The organism is Ornithinimicrobium flavum (assembly GCF_004526345.1).
GTDB classification, from domain to species: Bacteria; Actinomycetota; Actinomycetes; order Actinomycetales; family Dermatophilaceae; genus Ornithinicoccus; species Ornithinicoccus flavus.
Window position 1 is genome coordinate 1,028,467 of the sequence record NZ_CP038213.1, and the last position, 18,544, is coordinate 1,047,010.

14 protein-coding genes are annotated in these 18,544 nt (G+C 73.2%); 8 read left to right on the plus strand and 6 right to left on the minus strand.

The window, feature by feature from the left end; all coding sequences use genetic code 11:
• The first annotated feature begins 77 nt into the window (after positions 1-77).
• The 5 genes from E3Z34_RS04835 to pruA all read left to right on the plus strand — a co-directional run bounded on the left by E3Z34_RS04835 (position 78) and on the right by pruA (position 4,735).
• A complete protein-coding gene (locus tag E3Z34_RS04835) occupies positions 78-437 on the plus strand; it encodes a hypothetical protein (protein ID WP_134772692.1) in 360 nt (119 codons plus the stop codon).
• Positions 371-790, plus strand: a complete 420-nt coding sequence (locus E3Z34_RS04840; RefSeq protein WP_134772693.1) for a hypothetical protein — start codon at positions 371-373, stop codon at positions 788-790. The genes E3Z34_RS04835 and E3Z34_RS04840 overlap by 67 nt, the downstream gene beginning before the upstream one ends.
• Positions 787-2,448 carry a CpaE/TadZ family protein gene (locus tag E3Z34_RS04845; RefSeq protein ID WP_134772694.1) on the plus strand — a complete coding sequence of 554 codons (1,662 nt, stop codon included), beginning with the start codon at positions 787-789 and terminating at the stop codon, positions 2,446-2,448. Before E3Z34_RS04840 ends, E3Z34_RS04845 begins: the two co-directional genes overlap by 4 nt.
• A 127-nt stretch (positions 2,449-2,575) precedes the next feature.
• A complete protein-coding gene (locus E3Z34_RS04850; RefSeq protein ID WP_134772695.1) occupies positions 2,576-3,067 on the plus strand; it encodes a DUF6912 family protein in 492 nt (163 codons plus the stop codon).
• A 39-nt stretch (positions 3,068-3,106) separates the two neighbouring features.
• On the plus strand, positions 3,107-4,735 hold the full coding sequence (gene pruA / locus E3Z34_RS04855) for an L-glutamate gamma-semialdehyde dehydrogenase (protein WP_134772696.1): 1,629 nt from the start codon (positions 3,107-3,109) through the stop codon (positions 4,733-4,735).
• 23 nt (positions 4,736-4,758) lie between these two features.
• On the opposite strand, the gene E3Z34_RS04860 is transcribed toward pruA, so the two are convergent.
• Both E3Z34_RS04860 and E3Z34_RS04865 read right to left on the minus strand, forming a co-directional pair.
• Positions 4,759-5,283 carry a DUF2505 domain-containing protein gene (locus E3Z34_RS04860; protein ID WP_134772697.1) on the minus strand — a complete coding sequence of 175 codons (525 nt, stop codon included), beginning with the start codon at positions 5,281-5,283 and terminating at the stop codon, positions 4,759-4,761.
• Positions 5,284-5,287: 4 nt separating this feature from the next.
• A complete protein-coding gene (locus E3Z34_RS04865) occupies positions 5,288-5,728 on the minus strand; it encodes a hypothetical protein (protein WP_134772698.1) in 441 nt (146 codons plus the stop codon).
• Between the two features lie 137 nt (positions 5,729-5,865).
• Between E3Z34_RS04865 and E3Z34_RS04870 the strand changes: the two genes are divergently transcribed.
• Together E3Z34_RS04870 and E3Z34_RS04875 are read left to right on the plus strand one after the other, a co-directional pair.
• Positions 5,866-10,644 (plus strand): NAD-glutamate dehydrogenase, encoded by a 4,779-nt coding sequence (locus E3Z34_RS04870; RefSeq protein ID WP_134772699.1) that lies wholly within the window; start codon positions 5,866-5,868, stop codon positions 10,642-10,644.
• A gap of 108 nt (positions 10,645-10,752) precedes the next feature.
• The gene (locus E3Z34_RS04875; protein WP_238695351.1) at positions 10,753-12,249 is read left to right on the plus strand and encodes a sensor histidine kinase; all 1,497 of its coding nucleotides are present in this window, start codon (positions 10,753-10,755) and stop codon (positions 12,247-12,249) included.
• Between the two features lie 61 nt (positions 12,250-12,310).
• Here the strand turns inward: E3Z34_RS04875 and E3Z34_RS04880 are convergent, their stop codons facing one another.
• Entirely contained in the window at positions 12,311-12,559 is a 249-nt protein-coding gene (locus E3Z34_RS04880) for a WhiB family transcriptional regulator (protein ID WP_134772700.1), read from the minus strand.
• 282 nt (positions 12,560-12,841) lie between these two features.
• Here E3Z34_RS04880 and E3Z34_RS04885 point away from each other — a divergent pair, with 282 nt between their 5' ends.
• A complete protein-coding gene (locus tag E3Z34_RS04885) occupies positions 12,842-14,047 on the plus strand; it encodes an amidohydrolase (protein WP_134772701.1) in 1,206 nt (401 codons plus the stop codon).
• 40 nt (positions 14,048-14,087) lie between these two features.
• Here E3Z34_RS04885 and E3Z34_RS04890 read toward each other — a convergent pair whose 3' ends face one another.
• The 3 genes from E3Z34_RS04890 to E3Z34_RS04900 form a co-directional block, all read right to left on the minus strand.
• A complete protein-coding gene (locus E3Z34_RS04890; RefSeq protein WP_134772702.1) occupies positions 14,088-14,879 on the minus strand; it encodes a (2Fe-2S)-binding protein in 792 nt (263 codons plus the stop codon).
• A gap of 74 nt (positions 14,880-14,953) precedes the next feature.
• On the minus strand, positions 14,954-17,620 hold the full coding sequence (gene ppdK, locus E3Z34_RS04895) for a pyruvate, phosphate dikinase (protein ID WP_134772703.1): 2,667 nt from the start codon (positions 17,618-17,620) through the stop codon (positions 14,954-14,956).
• A gap of 82 nt (positions 17,621-17,702) precedes the next feature.
• Positions 17,703-18,542: a pyruvate, water dikinase regulatory protein gene (locus E3Z34_RS04900; protein WP_134772704.1), complete on the minus strand. Its 840-nt coding sequence runs from the start codon at positions 18,540-18,542 to the stop codon at positions 17,703-17,705.
• Between the last annotated feature and the right edge of the window lie 2 nt (positions 18,543-18,544).

Below are 18,544 nucleotides of genomic sequence, written 5' to 3' on the forward strand. Positions count from 1 at the left end.
GGAGCTCCGGGCGACCGGGGCTGTCGTGGCGCGTCGGGTGCAGGGTGCGCCGGGACGGCAGGGACAGGGAGGGTGCGATGACGACCGAGACGGCAGCACGGGTGAGAGGGGCCGGGCGGGGCGCCGCCTCCGACCGGGAGGCGCCCCGGCAGGCCCGCCGGCTGCAGCGCCCCGGCTGGCGGGACCTGCGGCTGGTCGTGGGTCTGCTGCTCATCCTGCTCTCGGTCGCCGGTGGCGCCCGGCTCGTGACGGGCCTGGACGACACCACTCCCGTGTATGCCGCCGCCCGGGACCTTCTCCCCGGGCAGCCGGTCTCGGCCCAGGACGTGGTCGCCGTGGACGTCCGGCTGGGCGAGGGCTGTCGCGGTACGTGGACGGGTCGGCCGGGCTCGAGGACGGCACCCACCTGCTGCGTCCGGTCGCGGCGGGCGAGCTGATCCCCGCCACGGCGCTGGGGTCGGCGCGGGAGGCCCTGGACAAGACGGTGAGCGTGCCCGTGGACCTCAACGCGGCGAGCGCCCTGAGCACCGGGTCGGTCGTCGACGTGTGGGTCAGCCGGAAGGACCCCGACGCGCTGGGGGAGGCCTTCCTGGACCCGGAGCTGCTCCTGGCCGGGGCCGTCGTCGACCACGTGCCGGCCGAGAGCGCCGGGCTCGGGGCGGGCCTGGGCCGGCCCGCGGTGGCGGTCGTCGTGCCGGCGGACGAGGTCGGCGGGGTCATCGCCGCGGTGGACCAGGGAGCCCGGGTCACGCTCGTGCCGGGCCCGCGCTCGTCCGGGGGCGGCCGGTGAGCCTGCCTCTCGTCACGGGCGTCGCACCCCGGTGGGACGCCGCGACGGCCACGCTGGCCAGCTCGGCCGCCGAGGTCCATCTCGTCCGCCGGTGTGCCGACGTCAGCGAGCTGGTCGGGGTGGCGGCCGCCGGCCTGGCCCGCGTGGCCCTGGTGTCGTCGGACCTGCGCGGGCTGGACCGGTCGGTCGTCGACCGGCTGGGCGACGCCGGGGTGCTCGTCGTGGCCCTGCACCCACCGGGTGAGCAGGAGGCGGCCCGCCGGCTGCGCCGCTGGGGCCTGCCGTGCGTCCTGCCCGCCGACCTCACCGTCGCCCAGCTCGACGAGGCGGTCCTCGAGCTGCAGCTGGCAGGGTCGGCCGGTGAGCGGGCAGGTCCTGCAGCACGGGGTCGAGGTCCGGCGGAGGCGCAGCCTGGGGGTCCGGCGCAGGCCCAGGCCGGGGACCCGGTGGCGGGGCAGCCGGGGGGCCCGCCTGAGGGTGGGGCCGCGGGTCCGGCCGCGCCTGGGGCCGAGGGTGGGGCCGCAGGTCCGGCCGGGGAGACCCGGGCCGGTGGAGGGCCGGAGGTCGGTGACCTGCCGGGCCATCGGAGCGACCCGTCGCTGGTCGGGGTCCGCCCGGAGGCCGGGGCGGCGACCGAGGAGGACCTCGACCGTGAGCTGCGGACGCTGGTCGAGCAGGAGCTGGCCCAGCGCGACCACCCGGAGGGCAACGACCGGACGCCGCCGGGTCCGTCGGGGCCGACCGACCAGCCCGACGAGCCTGCCGCGCCGCGGGAGCGCGGTGAGGTCGTGGTCGTCTGGGGTGCCTACGGGAGCCCGGGACGCACCACCGTCGCCGTCAACCTAGCGGCCGAGCTCGCCGGGGTCCTGGACCCGGTCGTGCTCGTGGACGCCGACACGTACGGCGCCTCGGTCGCGCAGGCCCTGTCCGTCCTGGACGAGGCCCCCGGGCTGGCCGCCGTCTGTCGTGCGGCCGACCAGGGCACCCTCGACGAGCTGGCGCTCGACCGGCACGCGCCGGAGGTCAGGCCCGGGCTGCGGGTGCTCACCGGCCTGCCCCGGCCGGACAGATGGCCGGAGATCCGGGAGAGCGCCCTGCTCGACGTGCTCGAGCAGGCCCGTGCGGTCGCCCGGTGGGTCGTCGTCGACGTGGCACCCCTGGTGGAGCAGGACGAGGAGCTCTCCTTCGACACCGCCGCACCGCGCCGCAACGGAGCCACCCTGACCGCCCTGCAGGCCGCCGACCGGGTGGTGGTCGTGGGCGCCGGCGACCCGTTGGGCCTGCAGCGGCTGGTGCGGGCGCTCGATGCGCTGGAGGAGCACAGCCGCTCCCCGCGGACGGTCGTCGTCACGCGGGTGCGCCCCGGGCCGGTTGGTCCTGAGCCCGGGCGTCGCATCGGGGAGGCGCTCCAGCGCTTCGCCGGGGTCGGACGCGTCGTGCTGGTCCCGGAGGACCGGGAGTCCCTGGACGCGGCCATGCTGCACGGGCAGGCGCTGGTCGAGGCCCGCCCGGCGGGTCCTGCACGGCAGGCCGTCGCCCGGCTGGCGGCCGAGGTCGCGGGGCACGTGCCGGGGCGGGCGACCGGCAGGGCGACCGGCCGTGGCGGGGGTCGCCGGCTGCTGCCGTGGCGTGGTGGCCGCGGCCCTGCGCAGCGCTGAGAGCGGCCCCGGACCGGCCCAGCCCCTCCTGCCTGGCACGGTCGGCGGAGTCGTCTGCGACGATGGTGCCGGAGCAGACCGAGGCGCGCAGGACCGGCGCGACCACGAGGTGACGAGGAGGCCACCGGTGACCACTGTGCGGTGCTACGTGCCGTTGAGCGCTGAGCAGCTCAGCCAGCTCCACGACGAACGGCGGCTTCCCGGCCCCCTGCGTGCGACGGCCGTGACGAGGTCGGTGCGGGCGTCGCAGCCGGGGGCCGACAGCGAGGAGTGGGAGCACGTCGCGATCCAGGCGGCGGCCCGGGGCCTGGTCGCCGACGGCCTGCCCGTGATCGTGGCGGCGGTCGACCTGGTCGACACCGAGGTCGACGCCACCAGGGCGGAGGGCCCGCAGGTGAGGGTGGGCGAGGTCATCCTGCCGCGGGTGGCCGCGCTGCACGTGGGTGATGACGTGGTGACCTCCGATCCCTCCACCCTCCCTCCTCCCGGCGGCGAGGAGGAGATCGAGCTGTCGTGGTACGACACCACCGAGATCGCCCACGTGGTCGAGCTGGTCGCGGCCCTGGTGACCGGCGCGCAGGACCAGGCGCCCCTCATACCTCCCGATCCCGCGACCTGATCCCACGACCCACGAGACCGACGACGAAGGAAGCGACCCATGGACGCCATCGTGCAGATCCCCACGCCCGAGAACGAGCCGGTCCGGGACCACGCCCCGGGCAGCAGCGAGCGCGGAGCCCTGGAGGCGGCTCTGGCGCAGATGGCGGCCACCCCGGTGGACCTGCCCCACATCATCGGCGGCGAGCCGGTCACGGGGACGGGGCCGGAGATCGAGGTCGTGCAGCCGCACGCCCACGCCGAGGTGCTCGGCACCCTGCGGGACGGCAACCGCGAGGACGCCTCGGCCGCGGTGGCCGCGGCGCTGGAGGCCGGCCCCCGCTGGCGGGTGATGAGCTTCGAGGACCGGGCCTCGATCTTCCTCAAGGCCGCCGAGCTCCTCGCCGGGCCGTGGCGCGCCCGGATGAACGCCGCGACGATGCTCGGGCAGTCCAAGACGGCCTACCAGGCCGAGATCGACGCCGTGTGCGAGCTCGCGGACTTCTGGCGGTTCAACGTGCACTACGCGCGCCAGCTGCTGGCCGAACAGCCGATCCGCAACGCGCCCGGCACCTGGAACCGCGTGGACCAGCGGCCGCTGGAGGGCTTCGTCTACGCCGTGACGCCGTTCAACTTCACCGCCATCGGCGGCAACCTGCCGACCGCCCCGGCGCTCATGGGCAACACCGTGATCTGGAAGCCGGCCGCGACCCAGCAGCGGGCGGCGAGCCTGACGATGGACCTGCTCATGGAGGCAGGGCTGCCGGCCGGGGTGATCAACATGGTGACCGGCCACGGTCGGGAGATCTCCGAGGTCCTCCTGGACAGCCCCGACCTGGCCGGCGTCCACTTCACCGGGTCCACGGCCGTCTTCAACATGTTCTGGAAGGAGATCGGGGCCAACCTGTCGCGCTACCGCTCCTACCCCCGCATCGTGGGGGAGACCGGGGGCAAGGACTTCGTCGTGGCGCACCCCAGCGCCGACCTCGACGTGCTCCGGACGGCCCTGGTGCGGGGGGCCTTCGAGTACCAGGGCCAGAAGTGCTCGGCCGCCTCACGCGCCTACGTCCCGGCCTCGCTGTGGAAGCGGATGCGCGACGACCTGGTGCAGACGACCGAGGGCCTGGCCGTCGGGGACGTGCGCGACCTGTCCAACTTCATGGGCGCGGTGATCGACGAGCGGGCCTTCGCCAAGCACCGGTCGGTCCTGGACCGGGCCCGTCAGGACCCCGGGGTGGAGGTCGTGGCCGGAGGCACGTACGACGACGCCGTGGGCTGGTTCGTCCGACCCACGATCGCGGTGGTCGAGGACCCCGCGCACGAGATGGTGACCACGGAGTACTTCGGGCCCATCCTCACCGTCCACGTCTACCCCGACCGGTCCTGGTCCTCGATGCTGGACCAGATGGAGTCGGTCGCGCCCTACGCCCTCACCGGGGCGGTCATCTCCCAGGACCGCGCCGCCGTCGCCGAGGCGACCGAGCGCCTGCGCTTCGCCGCCGGCAACTTCTACGTCAACGACAAGCCGACCGGTGCGGTGGTGGGCCAGCAGCCGTTCGGCGGGGCCCGGGCCTCGGGCACCAACGACAAGGCCGGGTCAGCGGCCAACCTGCAGCGCTGGATCAACACGCGCGTCATCAAGGAGACGTTCGCGCCCGCGACCGACTACCGCTACCCCCACATGGGCTGAGTCCAGGACGCCGGCCGGCGCTCTCAGCCGGCCGGCGGGGGCCCGGGGGTCTGCAGCCACTCCCGGGCGACCTGCTCCTCCAGCGCCACGATGCGGTGCATCTGCGCGGCGACCATCTCCTCGATCCGCTTGCCGAAGAAGGGGACCTTGGCCTCCAGGTCGCCGTCGACCACGTGCAGGGTCGTGCCCGGCTCCTGACCACGGCGCAGGTGGATGCCGCCGGTGAAGGACACGGGCAGGCCGGGCAGCTCCAGGCCCATCGCCCCCTCCCGCTCCCCGTCCGCGTCCGCGGCACCCCAGCGGACCGTCTCCACCATCAGCAGCGTCGGCCCGACGAACGCGCGGGCCCACTCCGGGACGCCGGTGCTGGGCAGGTGCCGCTGGACGGTGACGGTGACGGCCCCGTCCTCGGGGTCGGTGTCGACCGTGACCGTCTGGTCGGTGGCGCCGGAGCGCTCGGCCCGGGCGACCTGGAAGTCGTGGTCGGTCAGCATCTGGTGGACGCGCTGCGGGTCGGCCGGGTGCGAGACGGTCTCGGTGATCCTCATGCTCCTACCGTAGTTGGCGGTGCAGCCCGTGCAGGCGGCGCAGCACCACACCCTTGTCGGTGAGGGTGAGCGGACGACGCCGGGACCGCTCGGCGACCTGGTCGAGCAGGTCGGCGAGGCTGGTCATGACGTCCGCCGTCGGTGCCGCCCAGCCCAGACCGTCCTGCTGACGGACGAGGGGCGCGAGCGCGCGGAGCCTGGCGGCGGCGGCACGGCAGGAGGCGTGGTCGGGCTCGCCGTCCGTGCCCCCGATCGCGCCCACCACCGCAGGGAGGGTCGTGGGCTCGTGGCGGCCGGCCGCCAGGTCCACCAGGCGGTGGGCGAGCGTGTCGATGAGGGCGTCCGCCAGGCCCGTGGCCTCGGCCCAGCCCAGCTCCGGGGCGAGGGCGGTCAGGTCGTCGGCCGCGTGCAGCGCCGCGGCCGCGGACCCGGTGGTCGAGGGCATGGACCCACTGTAGGGAGCCGGGCCGACAGACGTCGGCGCTCGTCCCCAGGGCAGGAGGACAGGAGGGCCGAGGGGTAGGCTGGCTCCGGCGTTCGACGAGGAGCGCGACGACGGTCCGACAAGGAGTGCATGGCCCCATGGCGTCCACCGCGAGGCTGACTGACCTGTTCTACCACCACAAGCAGGACGGCGGGCGGAGGGAGACCTACCGCGACGCGCTGGTGACCACCATGGAGGGGCTGGCCACCGGCCGGGAGCCGGGCACCGCCGAGGTCCGGGTGCTGAACCCCACGGTCGCCCAGGACGGGTGGGACAGCCGCAACACCTTCGTCCAGGTGGTCACCGACGACATGCCCTTCCTCGTCGACTCGGTCCTGGGGGAGCTGTCCCGCTCCGGCCTGGCGGTGCACGACCTCCTGCACCCGCAGCTCGTTGTCGACGAGGCCTCGGGCGAGGTCGTCGGCGCGGACCCGGGGGCGGCCGGTCCCGGACAGCGCGTCGAGTCCTGGATCGTCGTCGAGATCGACCGCGTCCCCGACGAGGAGGCGCGAGCCGAGCTCGCCGGCACGCTGGAGCGGGTGCTGGTCGACGTGCGCCGCGCCTTCGAGGACTGGAGCGCGATGCGCGAGCAGACCAGGACGATCATGGCCCACCTCGAGCTGCGCCCCCCGTCCACGGTCGACCCGGACGAGGTCGCCCCCACCGTCGACTTCCTGCGCTGGATGGACGACCACCACTTCACCTACCTGGGCTACCGGTCCTACGACCTGGTGGAGTCCGACGAGGGTGCCGCCCTGCGCTCGGTCCCGGGCAGCGGGCTGGGGATCCTGCGCGACGAGGAGGGCGCGACCGCGACGCTGAGCCCCCTGCGGCCCGAGGCCGTCGAGACCGCCCGCGAGCCACGGCTGCTCACGATCACCAAGGCCAACACCCGGGCGACGGTGCACCGCTCGGTGCCCCTGGACTACATCGGTATCCGACGCTTCGACGCCGAGGGCCGGGTCGTGGGCGAGCAGCGCTTCCTGGGCCTGTTCACCCGCGGCGCCTACGCCGAGTCCGCGACCCGGCTGCCCATCGTGGGGGACAAGGTCAGGGCCATCATCGCCGGCTCCGGCTACGCGCCCGACAGCCACTCCGGCAAGGACCTGCTGAGCGTGCTGGAGGGCTATCCCCGCGACGAGCTCTTCCAGGCGCCGCTGGAGCACCTCAGCCGGACAGCGGAGGAGGTCGTGCGCCTGCTGGAGCGCCCCGAGGCGCAGGCCTTCGTCCGCAAGGACGAGTTCGGCCGGTTCGTCACCGCGCTCGTCTACCTGCCAAAGGACCGGTACAACACGACCAACCGGCTCCGCGTGCAGAAGATGCTGGAGGAGGCCTTCGAGGGCGACCTCGCGGACTACGCCACCCGGGTGGGCGACGGTCCCCTCGCGCAGCTGCACTTCGTCATCCGCCTGCCCAAGGACCGGCCTGCCCCGCAGGTCGGGGAGGAGGAGCTGCAGCGCCGGCTCGCCGCGGTGACGCGCACCTGGACCGAGGGTCTCACCGAGGCGGTGGCCGCCCACGTCGACGAGGGGGCCACCGGTGACCTCGTCGCCCGCTTCGGGGGTGCCTTCCCAGAGGCCTACAAGGAGGACTTCGACGGGGAGACCGCCTACTTCGACCTGCGTCGGATCGGCGAGCTGCTCGGCAGCGACGCCTCGGCCCGACCCCACCTCTACCGCGCCGAGGGCGACGACGAGCATGAGCGCAGGATCAAGGTCTACCGCGCCGAGGAGATGTCGCTGACCGACGTGCTGCCGGTCTTCGCCCACTTCGGCCTGGAGGTGACCGTCCAGCGCCCCTACGAGCTCGACGGCGAGGGTGCCCGGACCAGCTACATCTACGACTTCGGGCTGCGCGCCCCCGGGCCCGACGTGTGGAGCGGGCGTGGCGGGCGCACCGAGGAGGAGGTGGCGGCCGCCTTCGAGGACGCCTTCACCGCGGTATGGAGCGGCGCGGCCGAGTCCGACCGGCTCAACGCCCTGGTGCTCACCGCGGGGCTGGACTGGCGCAGCGTGGTCATCCTGCGCACGCTGGTCCGCTACCTGCGGCAGATCGGCATCTTCAGCCTGGACTACCTGGAGGAGGCGCTGGTCGCCAACGCCGAGATCGCCGGGCGGGTCATCGACCTCTTCCGCACCCGCTTCGACCCGGACCTCGGGCAGGACGACCGGACCGAGGCGGTCGAGACGATCCTGGGCGACATCATCCACGACCTGGACGCCGTGGCCAGCCTCGACCACGACCGCATCCTGCGGGCCCTGGTCTCGGTCGTGCGGGCCACCCTGCGGACCAACTACTACCAGGTCGACGAGGAGGGGCGGCCCCGGGCGCGCGTCTCGCTCAAGCTGCTGCCGCGCGAGCTGGAGCTGCTCCCCGAGCCCCGGCCAGCCTTCGAGATCTGGGTCTACGCCCCCGACGTGGAGGGCAGCCACCTGCGTTTCGGCTCGGTCGCCCGGGGTGGTCTGCGCTGGAGCGACCGGCGGGAGGACTTCCGCACCGAGGTGCTGGGGCTGGTCAAGGCGCAGATGGTCAAGAACGCCGTCATCGTCCCCACCGGGTCCAAGGGCGCGTTCTTCGCCAAGTCCCTCCCGGACCCGGCCGCGGACCGCGAGGCGTGGCTGGAGGCCGGGCGGGCCGCATACCAGACCTTCATCCGCGGCATGCTCGACATCACCGACAACCGCGTGGGAGCCGAGGTCGTCGCCCCCGACCGCGTCGTGCGCTACGACGGCGACGACCCCTACCTCGTCGTCGCCGCCGACAAGGGCACGGCCACGTTCTCCGACCTGGCCAACGGGGTCGCCCGCGACTACGGCTTCTGGCTGGACGACGCGTTCGCCTCCGGCGGCTCGGCGGGGTACGACCACAAGGAGATGGGCATCACCGCCCGCGGGGCGTGGGAGTCGGTCAAGCGCCACTTCCGGGAGCTGGGGCTGGACACCCAGAGCGAGGACATCACCGTCGTCGGCGTGGGGGACATGAGCGGCGACGTCTTCGGCAACGGCATGCTGCTGTCCGAGCACATCCGGCTGGTCGCGGCGTTCGACCACCGGCACGTCTTCCTCGACCCGGACCCCGACGCGGCCAGCTCCTTCGCCGAGCGTCAGCGGCTGTTCGAGCTGCCCCGCTCGAGCTGGGCCGACTACGACGAGTCGCTGATCAGCGAGGGCGGCGGGGTCTACCCGCGCACCCAGAAGTCGATCCCCGTCAGCCCCCAGGTGCGGGAGCGGCTCGGGATCGAGGACGAGGTCACCGCGATGACCCCGCAGGAGCTGCTGCGGGCGATCCTCACCGCCCCGGTCGACCTGCTGTGGAACGGCGGGATCGGCACCTACGTCAAGGCCTCAAGCGAGACCGACGTCAGCATCGGGGACCGGGCCAACGACCCGATCCGGGTGGACGGGCGGGACCTGCGGGTCCGGGTCGTGGGCGAGGGCGGCAACCTCGGTATGTCGCAGCTCGGCCGTATCGAGGCGGCGCTCGCGGGCGTCCACGTCAACACCGACGCGATCGACAACTCGGCCGGGGTCGACAGCTCGGACCACGAGGTCAACATCAAGATCGCGCTCAGCCCGCTGGTGCAGGGCGGTGAGATGTCGCTGCCGGAGCGGGACGAGCTGCTGGAGTCGATGACCGAGGAGGTCGCGGCCAAGGTGCTGCGGCACAACTACGACCAGAACGTCCTCATCGGCAACGGCCGCAACCAGCGGGAGGTGATGGTGCTGGTGCACCAGCGCCTCATCCGCTACCTCACCGAGCGCGCCGGGCTGGACCCGCGCCTGGAGTTCCTCCCGGACCGCAAGGAGTGGGAGCGCCGGGTGAAGGCGGGCACCGGACTGACGAGCCCGGAGTTCTCGGTGCTCGTGGCCTACTCCAAGCTGGCGCTCAAGCAGGAGCTCATCGAGACCGAGCTGCCCGACGACCCCGCGCTGGTCGACACGCTGCTGGGCTACTTCCCCCAGCCGCTGACCGAGCGGGCCCGCGAGCAGATCCTGGAGCACCCGCTCCGCCGCGAGATCGTCGTCAACGAGATCGCCAACGCCATGGTCAACCGGGGCGGTGTCTCCTTCGCCTTCCGGGCCGAGGAGGAGACGGGCGCCACGGTGGCCCAGATCGCCCGGGCCTTCCACGTCGTGCGCTCCGTCTTCGGGATGCAGGACTACCTGTCGCGGGTCGAGGCGCTGGACAACGAGGTGAGCACGGACACCCAGACCGAGCTCTACCTGGAGTTCCGCCGCCTGGTGGACCGCGCGACCCGGTGGTTCCTCAACTACCGGTCGCTGTCGGCCGGCATGGAGGACGAGATCGAGCGGTTCCAGGGGTCGGTGCAGGAGGTGATGCCGCTCATCGGGGAGCTGCTGCAGGGCGGCGAGCGCGAGCGGTGGTCCACGGCCGTCGAGTGGGCCCGCGGGGAGGGGGTCCCGGAGGACCTCGCCCGCGACTACGCCTCGCTGCTGGACAGCTTCTCCCTGCTGGACGTGGTGGAGACCGCCATGGCCACGGGTCGCGAGGTGCAGGAGGTGGCGGAGATCTACTTCGGCGTCTCCGAGGCCTTCCGGCTGGACGTGCTGCTCACCCACGTGTCGCACCTGCAGCGCGAGGACCGCTGGGCCTCCCTGGCCCGGGGAGCCCTGCGTGACGACATCTACGCCGTCATGCGCGGCCTGACCCGCACCGTGCTGGAGCGCACGGAGGCCGGGGAGGACGGCGACCGGCTCGACCGCGTCCGCGACTGGATGGCCGAGCACCGCGCCGCCCTTGTGCGCACCAGCCAGGTGCTGCACACCGTCACCGAGATGGAGGAGCCCGACCTGGCCCCCCTGTCCGTCGCCCTGCGCACGCTGCGCGGGCTGGTGCGTCAGGGAGCCGCCGACTGACCCTCCCCTCCCGGCCGCGGGCCGGGGCGGGAGGGCGCGCGCCCTGGCGTCACCGCGGGGCTCCAGGTCGGGGCCGGCTGCCGAGGAGGCGCGGCTAGAGTGCGGTCCGTGCCTACTCTGCGCGAGACGTTGTCCCGCTCCACCATGTCGCCGGACGACGTGGACTGGGTCCACCGCCTGGTCGCGGACTGGCAGATGGTGGCCGACCTGTCCTTCGCCGACCTGACGCTGTGGCTGCCGGTGCAGATGGACGACGCCAGCGACCCCGACCTGTCCCCGTGGTTCCTCGCGGCGCACGCCCGACCGTCCACCGGGCCGAACTTCTACCACGACGACGTCATCGGTCAGACCCCCGCCCCGGAGCGGGAGCACTGGCTCAACGACGTCCTGCGCTCTGGCCGCCCGGTGACCCCGCCGGAGGCGGGCTACGTGCGCGAGCAGTACGTCCCGGTGGTGCGTGCGGGGCGGGCGATCGCCGTCCTGGTGCGGCACACCGACCTGCAGAACATGCGTCAGCAGGGAGGGCTGGAGGTGAACTACCTGCAGATCAGCCAGCAGCTCTTCAGCATGATCGCCGAGGGGGCCTTCCCCATGGACGGGGCTGCCACGGGCGTCGGCCGCGGCACCCCCCGGGTGGGGGACGGCGTGGTGCGGCTGACCGCGGAGGGGTTGATCGACTACGCCAGCCCCAACGCCGTCTCGGCCCTGCGCCGACTGGGCCACACGGACCTGGTCAACGGCGCCGATCTGTCCGAGATCGTCACCTCCCGGCTCACCCAGGGCAGCACGGTGGACGAGACGGTGCCGCTGGTGCTGACCGGCCGGGCGCCCTGGGGGACCGAGATCGAGACGCCCACGATCAACCTCACCCTCCGGTCGGTGCCCCTGACCCGCGCGGGGGTGCGGGTGGGCGCGCTCCTGCTCATGCGCGACGTCAGCGAGATCCGGCGTCGCGAGCGGGAGCTGCTCAGCAAGGAGGCCACGATCCGGGAGATCCACCACCGGGTCAAGAACAACCTGCAGACGGTGGCCGCCCTGCTGCGGCTCCAGTCGCGACGACTCGACGACCCGGGGGCCAAGGCGGCGCTGGCCGAGGCCGGCCGCCGGCTGTCCACCGTCGCGCTGGTCCACGACACGCTCAGCCAGGGCTTCTCGGAGTCGGTCGACTTCGACGAGGTCGCCACCCGGGTCCTGCGCGCCACGGTCGAGGTGGCGGCCACCCGGACCGTGGCCGGCACCAGGCTGCTGGGCTCCTTCGGGTGGCTGCGCGCCGAGGACGCGACGCACCTGGCGATGATCCTGGCCGAGCTGGTCCACAACGCCGTGGAGCACGGCTTCGAGGAGGCCGACCACCCGGGCCGGGAGGTCCCGATGGTGACGGTCGGCGCCTGGCGCTCACGGCACGAGGGGCAGGACCTGCTCGAGGTCGAGGTGTGCGACAACGGCCAGGGTCTGCCGGACGGGGACCGGGGCGCGAGCAGCGGCCTGGGTATGCAGATCGTGGAGGCCCTGCTGACCGACATGCGGGGGCAGATCAGCTGGGAGAACGCCGAACCGCACGGGACCGTCGTGCGGTTCACCGTGCGGTTGCGGGGGTCGGTCTAGAGGGGGAGGGTGGGCCGCGCCGGGTGGTTCGGCTCCGGCGCAGCGAGGCGGGTGGGGCCGCTCAGCCGGCCCGACGGGCGCGGGCCTTGCGGCGCTTGAGCGCCCGACGCTCGTCCTCGGACAGCCCGCCCCAGACGCCGGCGTCCTGGCCCGTCTCCAGGGCCCACTTCAGACACGTGTCGATGACGGGGCAGGTCCGGCAGACGGCCTTGGCGTCCTCGATCTGCTGCAGAGCAGGTCCGGTGTTGCCGATCGGGAAGAACAGCTCGGGATCTTCCTCGAGGCACGCTGCGCGGTCGCGCCAGTCCATCAGTGTTGCTCCTTGGTCCCTGCCCGGAGGGCAGTCGTCGTGTGGTCTCACCGCTCGGCCGGTTGCAGGGGGCTCGCCGAACGGGACGCCTCTTCGTTGATCCGTCCTGCGAGGGCCCCGGGAGGAACCTCGCTACATCTGCCTGGCCAACGCCTCGGTTGAGCACAGTGTTCCCGATCTTTTCATCCGGCCCCGCCTTAGCACAAGGGTTTCGCCGAACTCATGCCTCGGGGGGTATGAGGCATCCGTCACACCGGACGGTCGCCCACCTAGAGTGGGGGGATGCCCTCCACCCCTGTCCTTGCCCTGGTCGGAGCCCGTGTGCTGCCGATCGACACCGCCCCCGTCGAGGACGGGACCGTCCTGCTGCGCGACGGGCGCATCGAGGCTGTCGGCCCCCGCGGCGAGGTCGAGGTCCCCGCGGAGGCGGAGGTCGTCGACGTCTCGGGCGGCTGGCTGCTGCCCGGGCTGGTCGACGCCCACGTGCACCTCGGCGTCTGGGAGGAGGGGGAGGGCTGGGCCGGTCAGGACACCAACGAGATGACCGACCCGGTCATGGCCGCCGCCCGGGCCATCGACGGCATCAACCCCCGCGAGCAGGGCTTCGACGACGCCCTCATGGGTGGCATCACGACGGTCAACGTCAACCCCGGCTCCGGCAACCCGATCGGCGGGCAGGCGGTGGCCCTCAAGACCTACGGCCGCGTCGTGGACGAGATGGTCCTGCGCAACCCCTCCGGGGTGAAGGCCGCGCTGGGGGAGAACCCGAAGCGCGTCTACGGGGACCAGAAGAAGACGCCGTCGACCCGGCTGGGCGTCGCGCTCGTGCTGCGTCGTGCTTTCGCCGCCGCCCGTTCCTACCAGGCGAAGGTCGCCGCGGCCGACGGCAAGCCGGTCGACACCGACCTCGTCTCCGAGATCCTCGTCAAGGTCCTGGAGGGGGAGATCCCCTGGCGGCAGCACTGCCACCGTGCCGACGACATCGCCACGGCCCTGAGGCTCGCCGACGAGTTCGGTTACCGCCTGGTCCTCGACCACGGCACCGAGAGCTACCTGATGGCCGACCTGCTCGCCGAGCGGCAGGTCCCGGTCCTCTACGGGCCGATGATCGTCTCCCGGTCCAAGGTCGAGGTGAGGGACCGGTCGCTGCGCGCGCCGGGGATCCTCGACCGGGCCGGGGTGGAGGTGTCGCTCATCACCGACCACCCGGTCGTCCCGATCGAGTACCTCATCACCCAGGTCGCCCTGGCCGTGCGCGAGGGCATGGACCGGGACGCGGCGCTGCGGGCGGTGACGATCAACCCGGCGCGCGTCCTGGGCGTGGAGGACCGGGTCGGCTCCCTGGCACCGGGCAAGGACGCGGACGTCGTCCTGTGGTCCGGCGACCCGCTCGACCTCCAGTCGCGCGTGCTGCGCACCTGGATCGACGGGACCGAGGTCTACACGTATGACGCTGCCGTCGGCAGGGGCACCGTCCGGCCCCGCTGACCGGCGGGGTCGGCCCGGACAGGCGGGGTCCGGCGGCCCCTCAGTGACCCGGGGTGACTTGCTCGGGTCGTGACGGCGCGAGCACGCAGTCGGGGCACAGGCCGTGCTCCGGCAACCGGTAGAACACGCAACAGCCGGAGCGCAGGAAGGCCTCGTCGGGGCGCTCCATCGGTCCTCCGACCCCGACCGGCAGGCCGTCCGGGTCGACCGTCCCGCCACCGGCGGCCACGGCCGGGTGGTCCAGCAGCGAGCGGGTGAGCGACCAGGTGGCGGCGGCCCGGTCGGGCCGCAGGCGGGCCAGCACGCGGGCGCCGCCGACGAGCGCGGAGGTGCTGTTGCTCGCGAGCACCCGCCGCGGGGTGCGGCCCACCCGTGAGCACGCCGTCTCCAGGTCGGCGAGCCCCGCCTCCACGACCAGCTCGCCCACGAGGCGAGCGGCGTCGGCGGGCCGGGAGACCGCATACCCCGCGTCCGGGTCCCTCAGCCCGAGGGGGACGGGGCCACGGTGCTCGGGGCTGGCCACGAGGTTGTCGCCCGTCAGCGCCGGGACCCAGCCGTGCAGCGCGGCCCCGGCGAGGGCGACCGACCACAGCCGGGAGGCCAGCGAGACCTGGACGGCCGACACCGCCACCTTGGGGTCGAGGTCTGCCGCGGGCAGGCTCGCCCCCTCGGCGAGGACGGCACGGACGGCGGCGAAGCGGCCGGTCAGCGCCGGCTCGGCCAGCACGTCGGGCCAGGGCACGGCACCGCTGGTGGCGTCCGGGGCCGCGGCCAGCGAGAAGAAGCCGCCGAGCTCCTCCAGGGTCGCCAGCCAGGAGTCGGGTGCGGTCATGGGGTCCTTCCGGTCACGGCGACGCCCGGCCGGGACCCGACCGGGCGTCGCGCGGGTGGTGGGTGTCGAGGCGGTCAGCCGTCGGCCCGGCGCTCACCCTTCAGCACCGCACGCGCGGCCGCGAACCGGGCGATCGGGACGCGGAAGGGCGAGCAGGAGACGTAGTCCAGGCCGGCGTTCTCGAAGAACTGGATCGACTCGGGGTCGCCCCCGTGCTCGCCGCAGACCCCCATCTTCAGGCCGGGCCTGGCCGAGCGGCCCCGGTCGACGCCGATCTGCACCAGACCTCCCACGCCATCCTGGTCGATCGACTCGAAGGGGTTGCTCGGAATGACCTCGTCGGTGACGTAGTGCGTCAGGAAGCCGCCCTCGGCGTCGTCGCGGGAGATGCCGATGCCGGTCTGGGTGAGGTCGTTGGTGCCGAAGGAGAAGAAGTCGGCGTGCTCGGCGATCTGGTCGGCGACGATGGCCGCCCGCGGCAGCTCGATCATCGTGCCGATCGTGACGTCCAGCGACGCCCCGGCCGCCTGCAGCTCGTCGGCGACCGCACGCTCGACGATCTCGCGCTGGGCCTTGATCTCGCTGGCGTAGGCGACCAGGGGGATCATGATCTCCACGCCGACGGTCTCGCCCTCGCGCTCGCGCACCGCCAGGGCGGCGCGGATGATCGCGCGGGTCTGCATGTCCGGGATCTCGGGGTAGAGCATCGCCAGTCGGCAGCCGCGGGTGCCGAGCATGGGGTTCTGCTCGTGCAGGCGCTTGACCTGGCCGAGCAGCACCCTGGCCCGCTCCAGCTCCTGGGCGTCGCCCCCGGTGAGCTCCAGGCGCTGGACCAGCAGCGACTGCTCGACGAGGTCGGGGAGGAACTCGTGGAGGGGCGGGTCGAGCAAGCGCACCGTCACCGGCAGGCCCTTCATGGCGGTGAAGATGCCCTCGAAGTCCTCCTGCTGCATGGGCAGGATCTGCTCCAGGGCCGCCGCGCGCTCGTCCTCGGTCTCGGCCAGGATCATCCGGCGCACCGCGGGGAGCCGGTCGGCGGCCATGAACATGTGCTCCGTGCGGCACAGCCCGATGCCCTCGGCCCCCAGCTCACGGGCCTTGGCCGCGTCCTCGTCGGTGTCGGCGTTGGCCCGCACCCCGAGGCGCCGGACGTCGTCGGCCCAGCTGACGATGGCCTCGAAGTCCTCGTTGATCTGCGGCGGGACCAGCTCTAGGGCCTCGCCGTAGACGTCGCCGGTCGTCCCGTCCAGGGTGAGCAGGTCGCCCTCGTGGTAGACGGCGTCACCGATGGTCAGGGTCTTCTCCGAGGTGTCGATCCGGATCGCCGAGGCTCCCGCCACGCACGGCTTGCCCATGCCCCGGGCCACCACGGCGGCGTGGGAGGTCATGCCACCGTGGGCGGTCAGCACCCCCTGGGCGACGATGACGCCGTGGATGTCGTCGGGGGTGGTCTCGTAGCGCACGAGCACGACGGGCTCGCCGGCACCGCCCCGCTCCGCGGCCGTGTCGGCGTCGAAGACGAGCTCGCCGACCGCCGCACCGGGGGAGGCGGGAAGACCCCGGGTCACCGGTGACCTCCCGTGCTGGGGGTCGATCGCCGGGTGCAGGAGCTGGTCGAGCTGGCTGGGCTCGACGCGCTGCAGGGCCTCCTCGCGCGTGAGCACCCCCTCCTGCACCATGTCGCGGGCGACCCGGAGGGCCGCCGCGGCGGTGCGCTTGCCGTTGCGGGTCTGCAGCAGGTAGAGCGTGCCGTCCTCGACGGTGAACTCGATGTCCTGCATGTCCTTGTAGTGGGCCTCGAGGTCGTGCATCGTCTGTCGCAGCTGCGCGTAGGCCTCCGGCAGCACCCCCTCCATCTCGGCCAGCGGCCGCGGCGTGCGGATGCCGGAGACGACGTCCTCGCCCTGGGCGTTGACGAGGAACTCGCCGTAGAGCTCGTGCTCGCCGGTGGAGGGGTTGCGGGTGAAGCAGACGCCGGTCGCGGAGGTGTCGCCGCGGTTGCCGAAGACCATCTGCATGACGTTCACGGCCGTGCCGAGGTCGTCGGGGATGTTGTTGGCCTTCCGGTAGACCCGGGCCCGCGGCGTGTCCCAGGAGCGGAAGACCGCGTCGACGGCGCCGCGCAGCTGCTCCAGCGGGTCGGTCGGCAGGTCCCGACCCAGCTCCCGGCGGGAGACGTCCTTGAAGGTCGCCACCAGCTCCTGCAGGTCCTCGGTGCTCAGGTCGGTGTCCTGCGCGACCCCGCGGCGTGCCTTGAGGGAGGTCAGCTCGTCCTCGTAGACGTGCGGGGGGACACCCTCGACGACGTCGCCGTACATCTGCAGGAACCGGCGGTAGGAGTCCCAGGCGAAGCGCGGGTTGTCCGCCTCGGAGGCAAGGGCGTGCACGGTCTCGTCACCGATCCCGAGGTTGAGGATGGTGTCCATCATCCCGGGCATGGAGAAGACCGCACCCGAGCGGACCGAGAGCAGCAGGGGCTTCTCGCCCCCCAGGGTGCGCCCCGTGCGCTCCTCGAGCCGGGCCACGGCCGCGGTGATGTCGTCCCACAGCCCGTCCGGCCACCGCCCGTGCGCCTCCATGGTGTCGACGCACGCCACCGTGCTCACGGTGAAGCCGTCCGGCACCGGGATGCCGAGCCGCTTCATCTCGGCCAGGTTGGCACCCTTGCCCCCGAGCAGGACTTTCATGTCCGCCCGACCCTCGGACATGTCGTACAGGTACTTCGCGGCCTCATCGTTCATGGGGTATGACGCTCCTTGCGGACGTGCGCCGCGTGACTCCGCTGCCCCGCGGCTGGCATGCCCCGAGCCTATCGGTGACCCCTCAGCCGCCCTGAGCCGACTCCTTGCGTCGCTCGACCAGCTCGATCACCCTCCCGGCCGCCTCCTCCAGCGCCAGCTCCGTGGTGTCGATGACCGGGCAGCCCAGGCTGCGCTGGACCTGCGCCACCTGGTCGAGCTCGTCGAAGATCTTGGCCAGGTCGCTGTACCCGTCGCGGTGCACGGCCGCGCTGCCCATGGCCCGGACGCGTCGCCCGCGGATGAGCTGGAGCCGCTCCGGGTCGATGGTCAGGCCGACGATCTTCCACCGCTCCAGGGTGCGCAGCTCCGCGGGCGGGTCGATGCCCGGGACCAACGGGATGTTGGCGGTCTTGAACCCGAGGTAGCCGAGGTACATCGACAGCGGGGTCTTACCCGAGCGGCTGACCCCGACGAGCACGATGTCGGCCTCGCGCAGGTGGTTGGACAGCTTGCCGTCGTCGTTGGCGATGGAGAACTCCATCGCCTGGACCCGCTTGAAGTAGTCCTCGCTCACCCCGACGGGGCGGATGACGCGCTCCGGGTCCTGCCCGGTGGCGGTGGTCAGCGCCGTGACGGCGGGCTCGAGCAGGTCCGCGTGCGGCAGGCTGCGCTCGGTGCAGAGCTGGGCGACCAGGTGGCGCAGGGCCTCGTCGACGACGGTGGAGAAGACGACCGTGCGGACCCGGTCGGCGTGCATGCGGCCGAACGCGTCGTGCAGGCCGTCGGCACTGGTCTGCCGGGGGTGGCGGATAATCCGCACGTCGTAGCCGGCGTACTGCGCGGCCGCCGCGCGGGCGACGCGGGCGGCCGTGTCGCCGGTCGAGTCGGCGATGATGTGCACCTCGATGGGCGTGCGGGACATGC

Excerpts from the sequence above, each read along its gene's own strand:
- E3Z34_RS04835 (WP_134772692.1), top strand. The coding sequence starts at position 78 with ATGACGACCGAGACGGCAGCACGGGTGAGAGGGGCCGGGCGGGGCGCC.
- pruA (WP_134772696.1), top strand. The coding sequence starts at position 3,107 with ATGGACGCCATCGTGCAGATCCCCACGCCCGAGAACGAGCCGGTCCGG.
- E3Z34_RS04860 (WP_134772697.1), bottom strand. The coding sequence starts at position 5,283 with ATGAGGATCACCGAGACCGTCTCGCACCCGGCCGACCCGCAGCGCGTC.
- E3Z34_RS04865 (WP_134772698.1), bottom strand. The coding sequence starts at position 5,728 with ATGCCCTCGACCACCGGGTCCGCGGCCGCGGCGCTGCACGCGGCCGAC.
- E3Z34_RS04870 (WP_134772699.1), top strand. The coding sequence starts at position 5,866 with ATGGCGTCCACCGCGAGGCTGACTGACCTGTTCTACCACCACAAGCAG.
- E3Z34_RS04880 (WP_134772700.1), bottom strand. The coding sequence starts at position 12,559 with ATGGACTGGCGCGACCGCGCAGCGTGCCTCGAGGAAGATCCCGAGCTG.
- E3Z34_RS04885 (WP_134772701.1), top strand. The coding sequence starts at position 12,842 with ATGCCCTCCACCCCTGTCCTTGCCCTGGTCGGAGCCCGTGTGCTGCCG.
- E3Z34_RS04890 (WP_134772702.1), bottom strand. The coding sequence starts at position 14,879 with ATGACCGCACCCGACTCCTGGCTGGCGACCCTGGAGGAGCTCGGCGGC.
- ppdK (WP_134772703.1), bottom strand. The coding sequence starts at position 17,620 with ATGAACGATGAGGCCGCGAAGTACCTGTACGACATGTCCGAGGGTCGG.
- E3Z34_RS04900 (WP_134772704.1), bottom strand. The coding sequence starts at position 18,542 with ATGTCCCGCACGCCCATCGAGGTGCACATCATCGCCGACTCGACCGGC.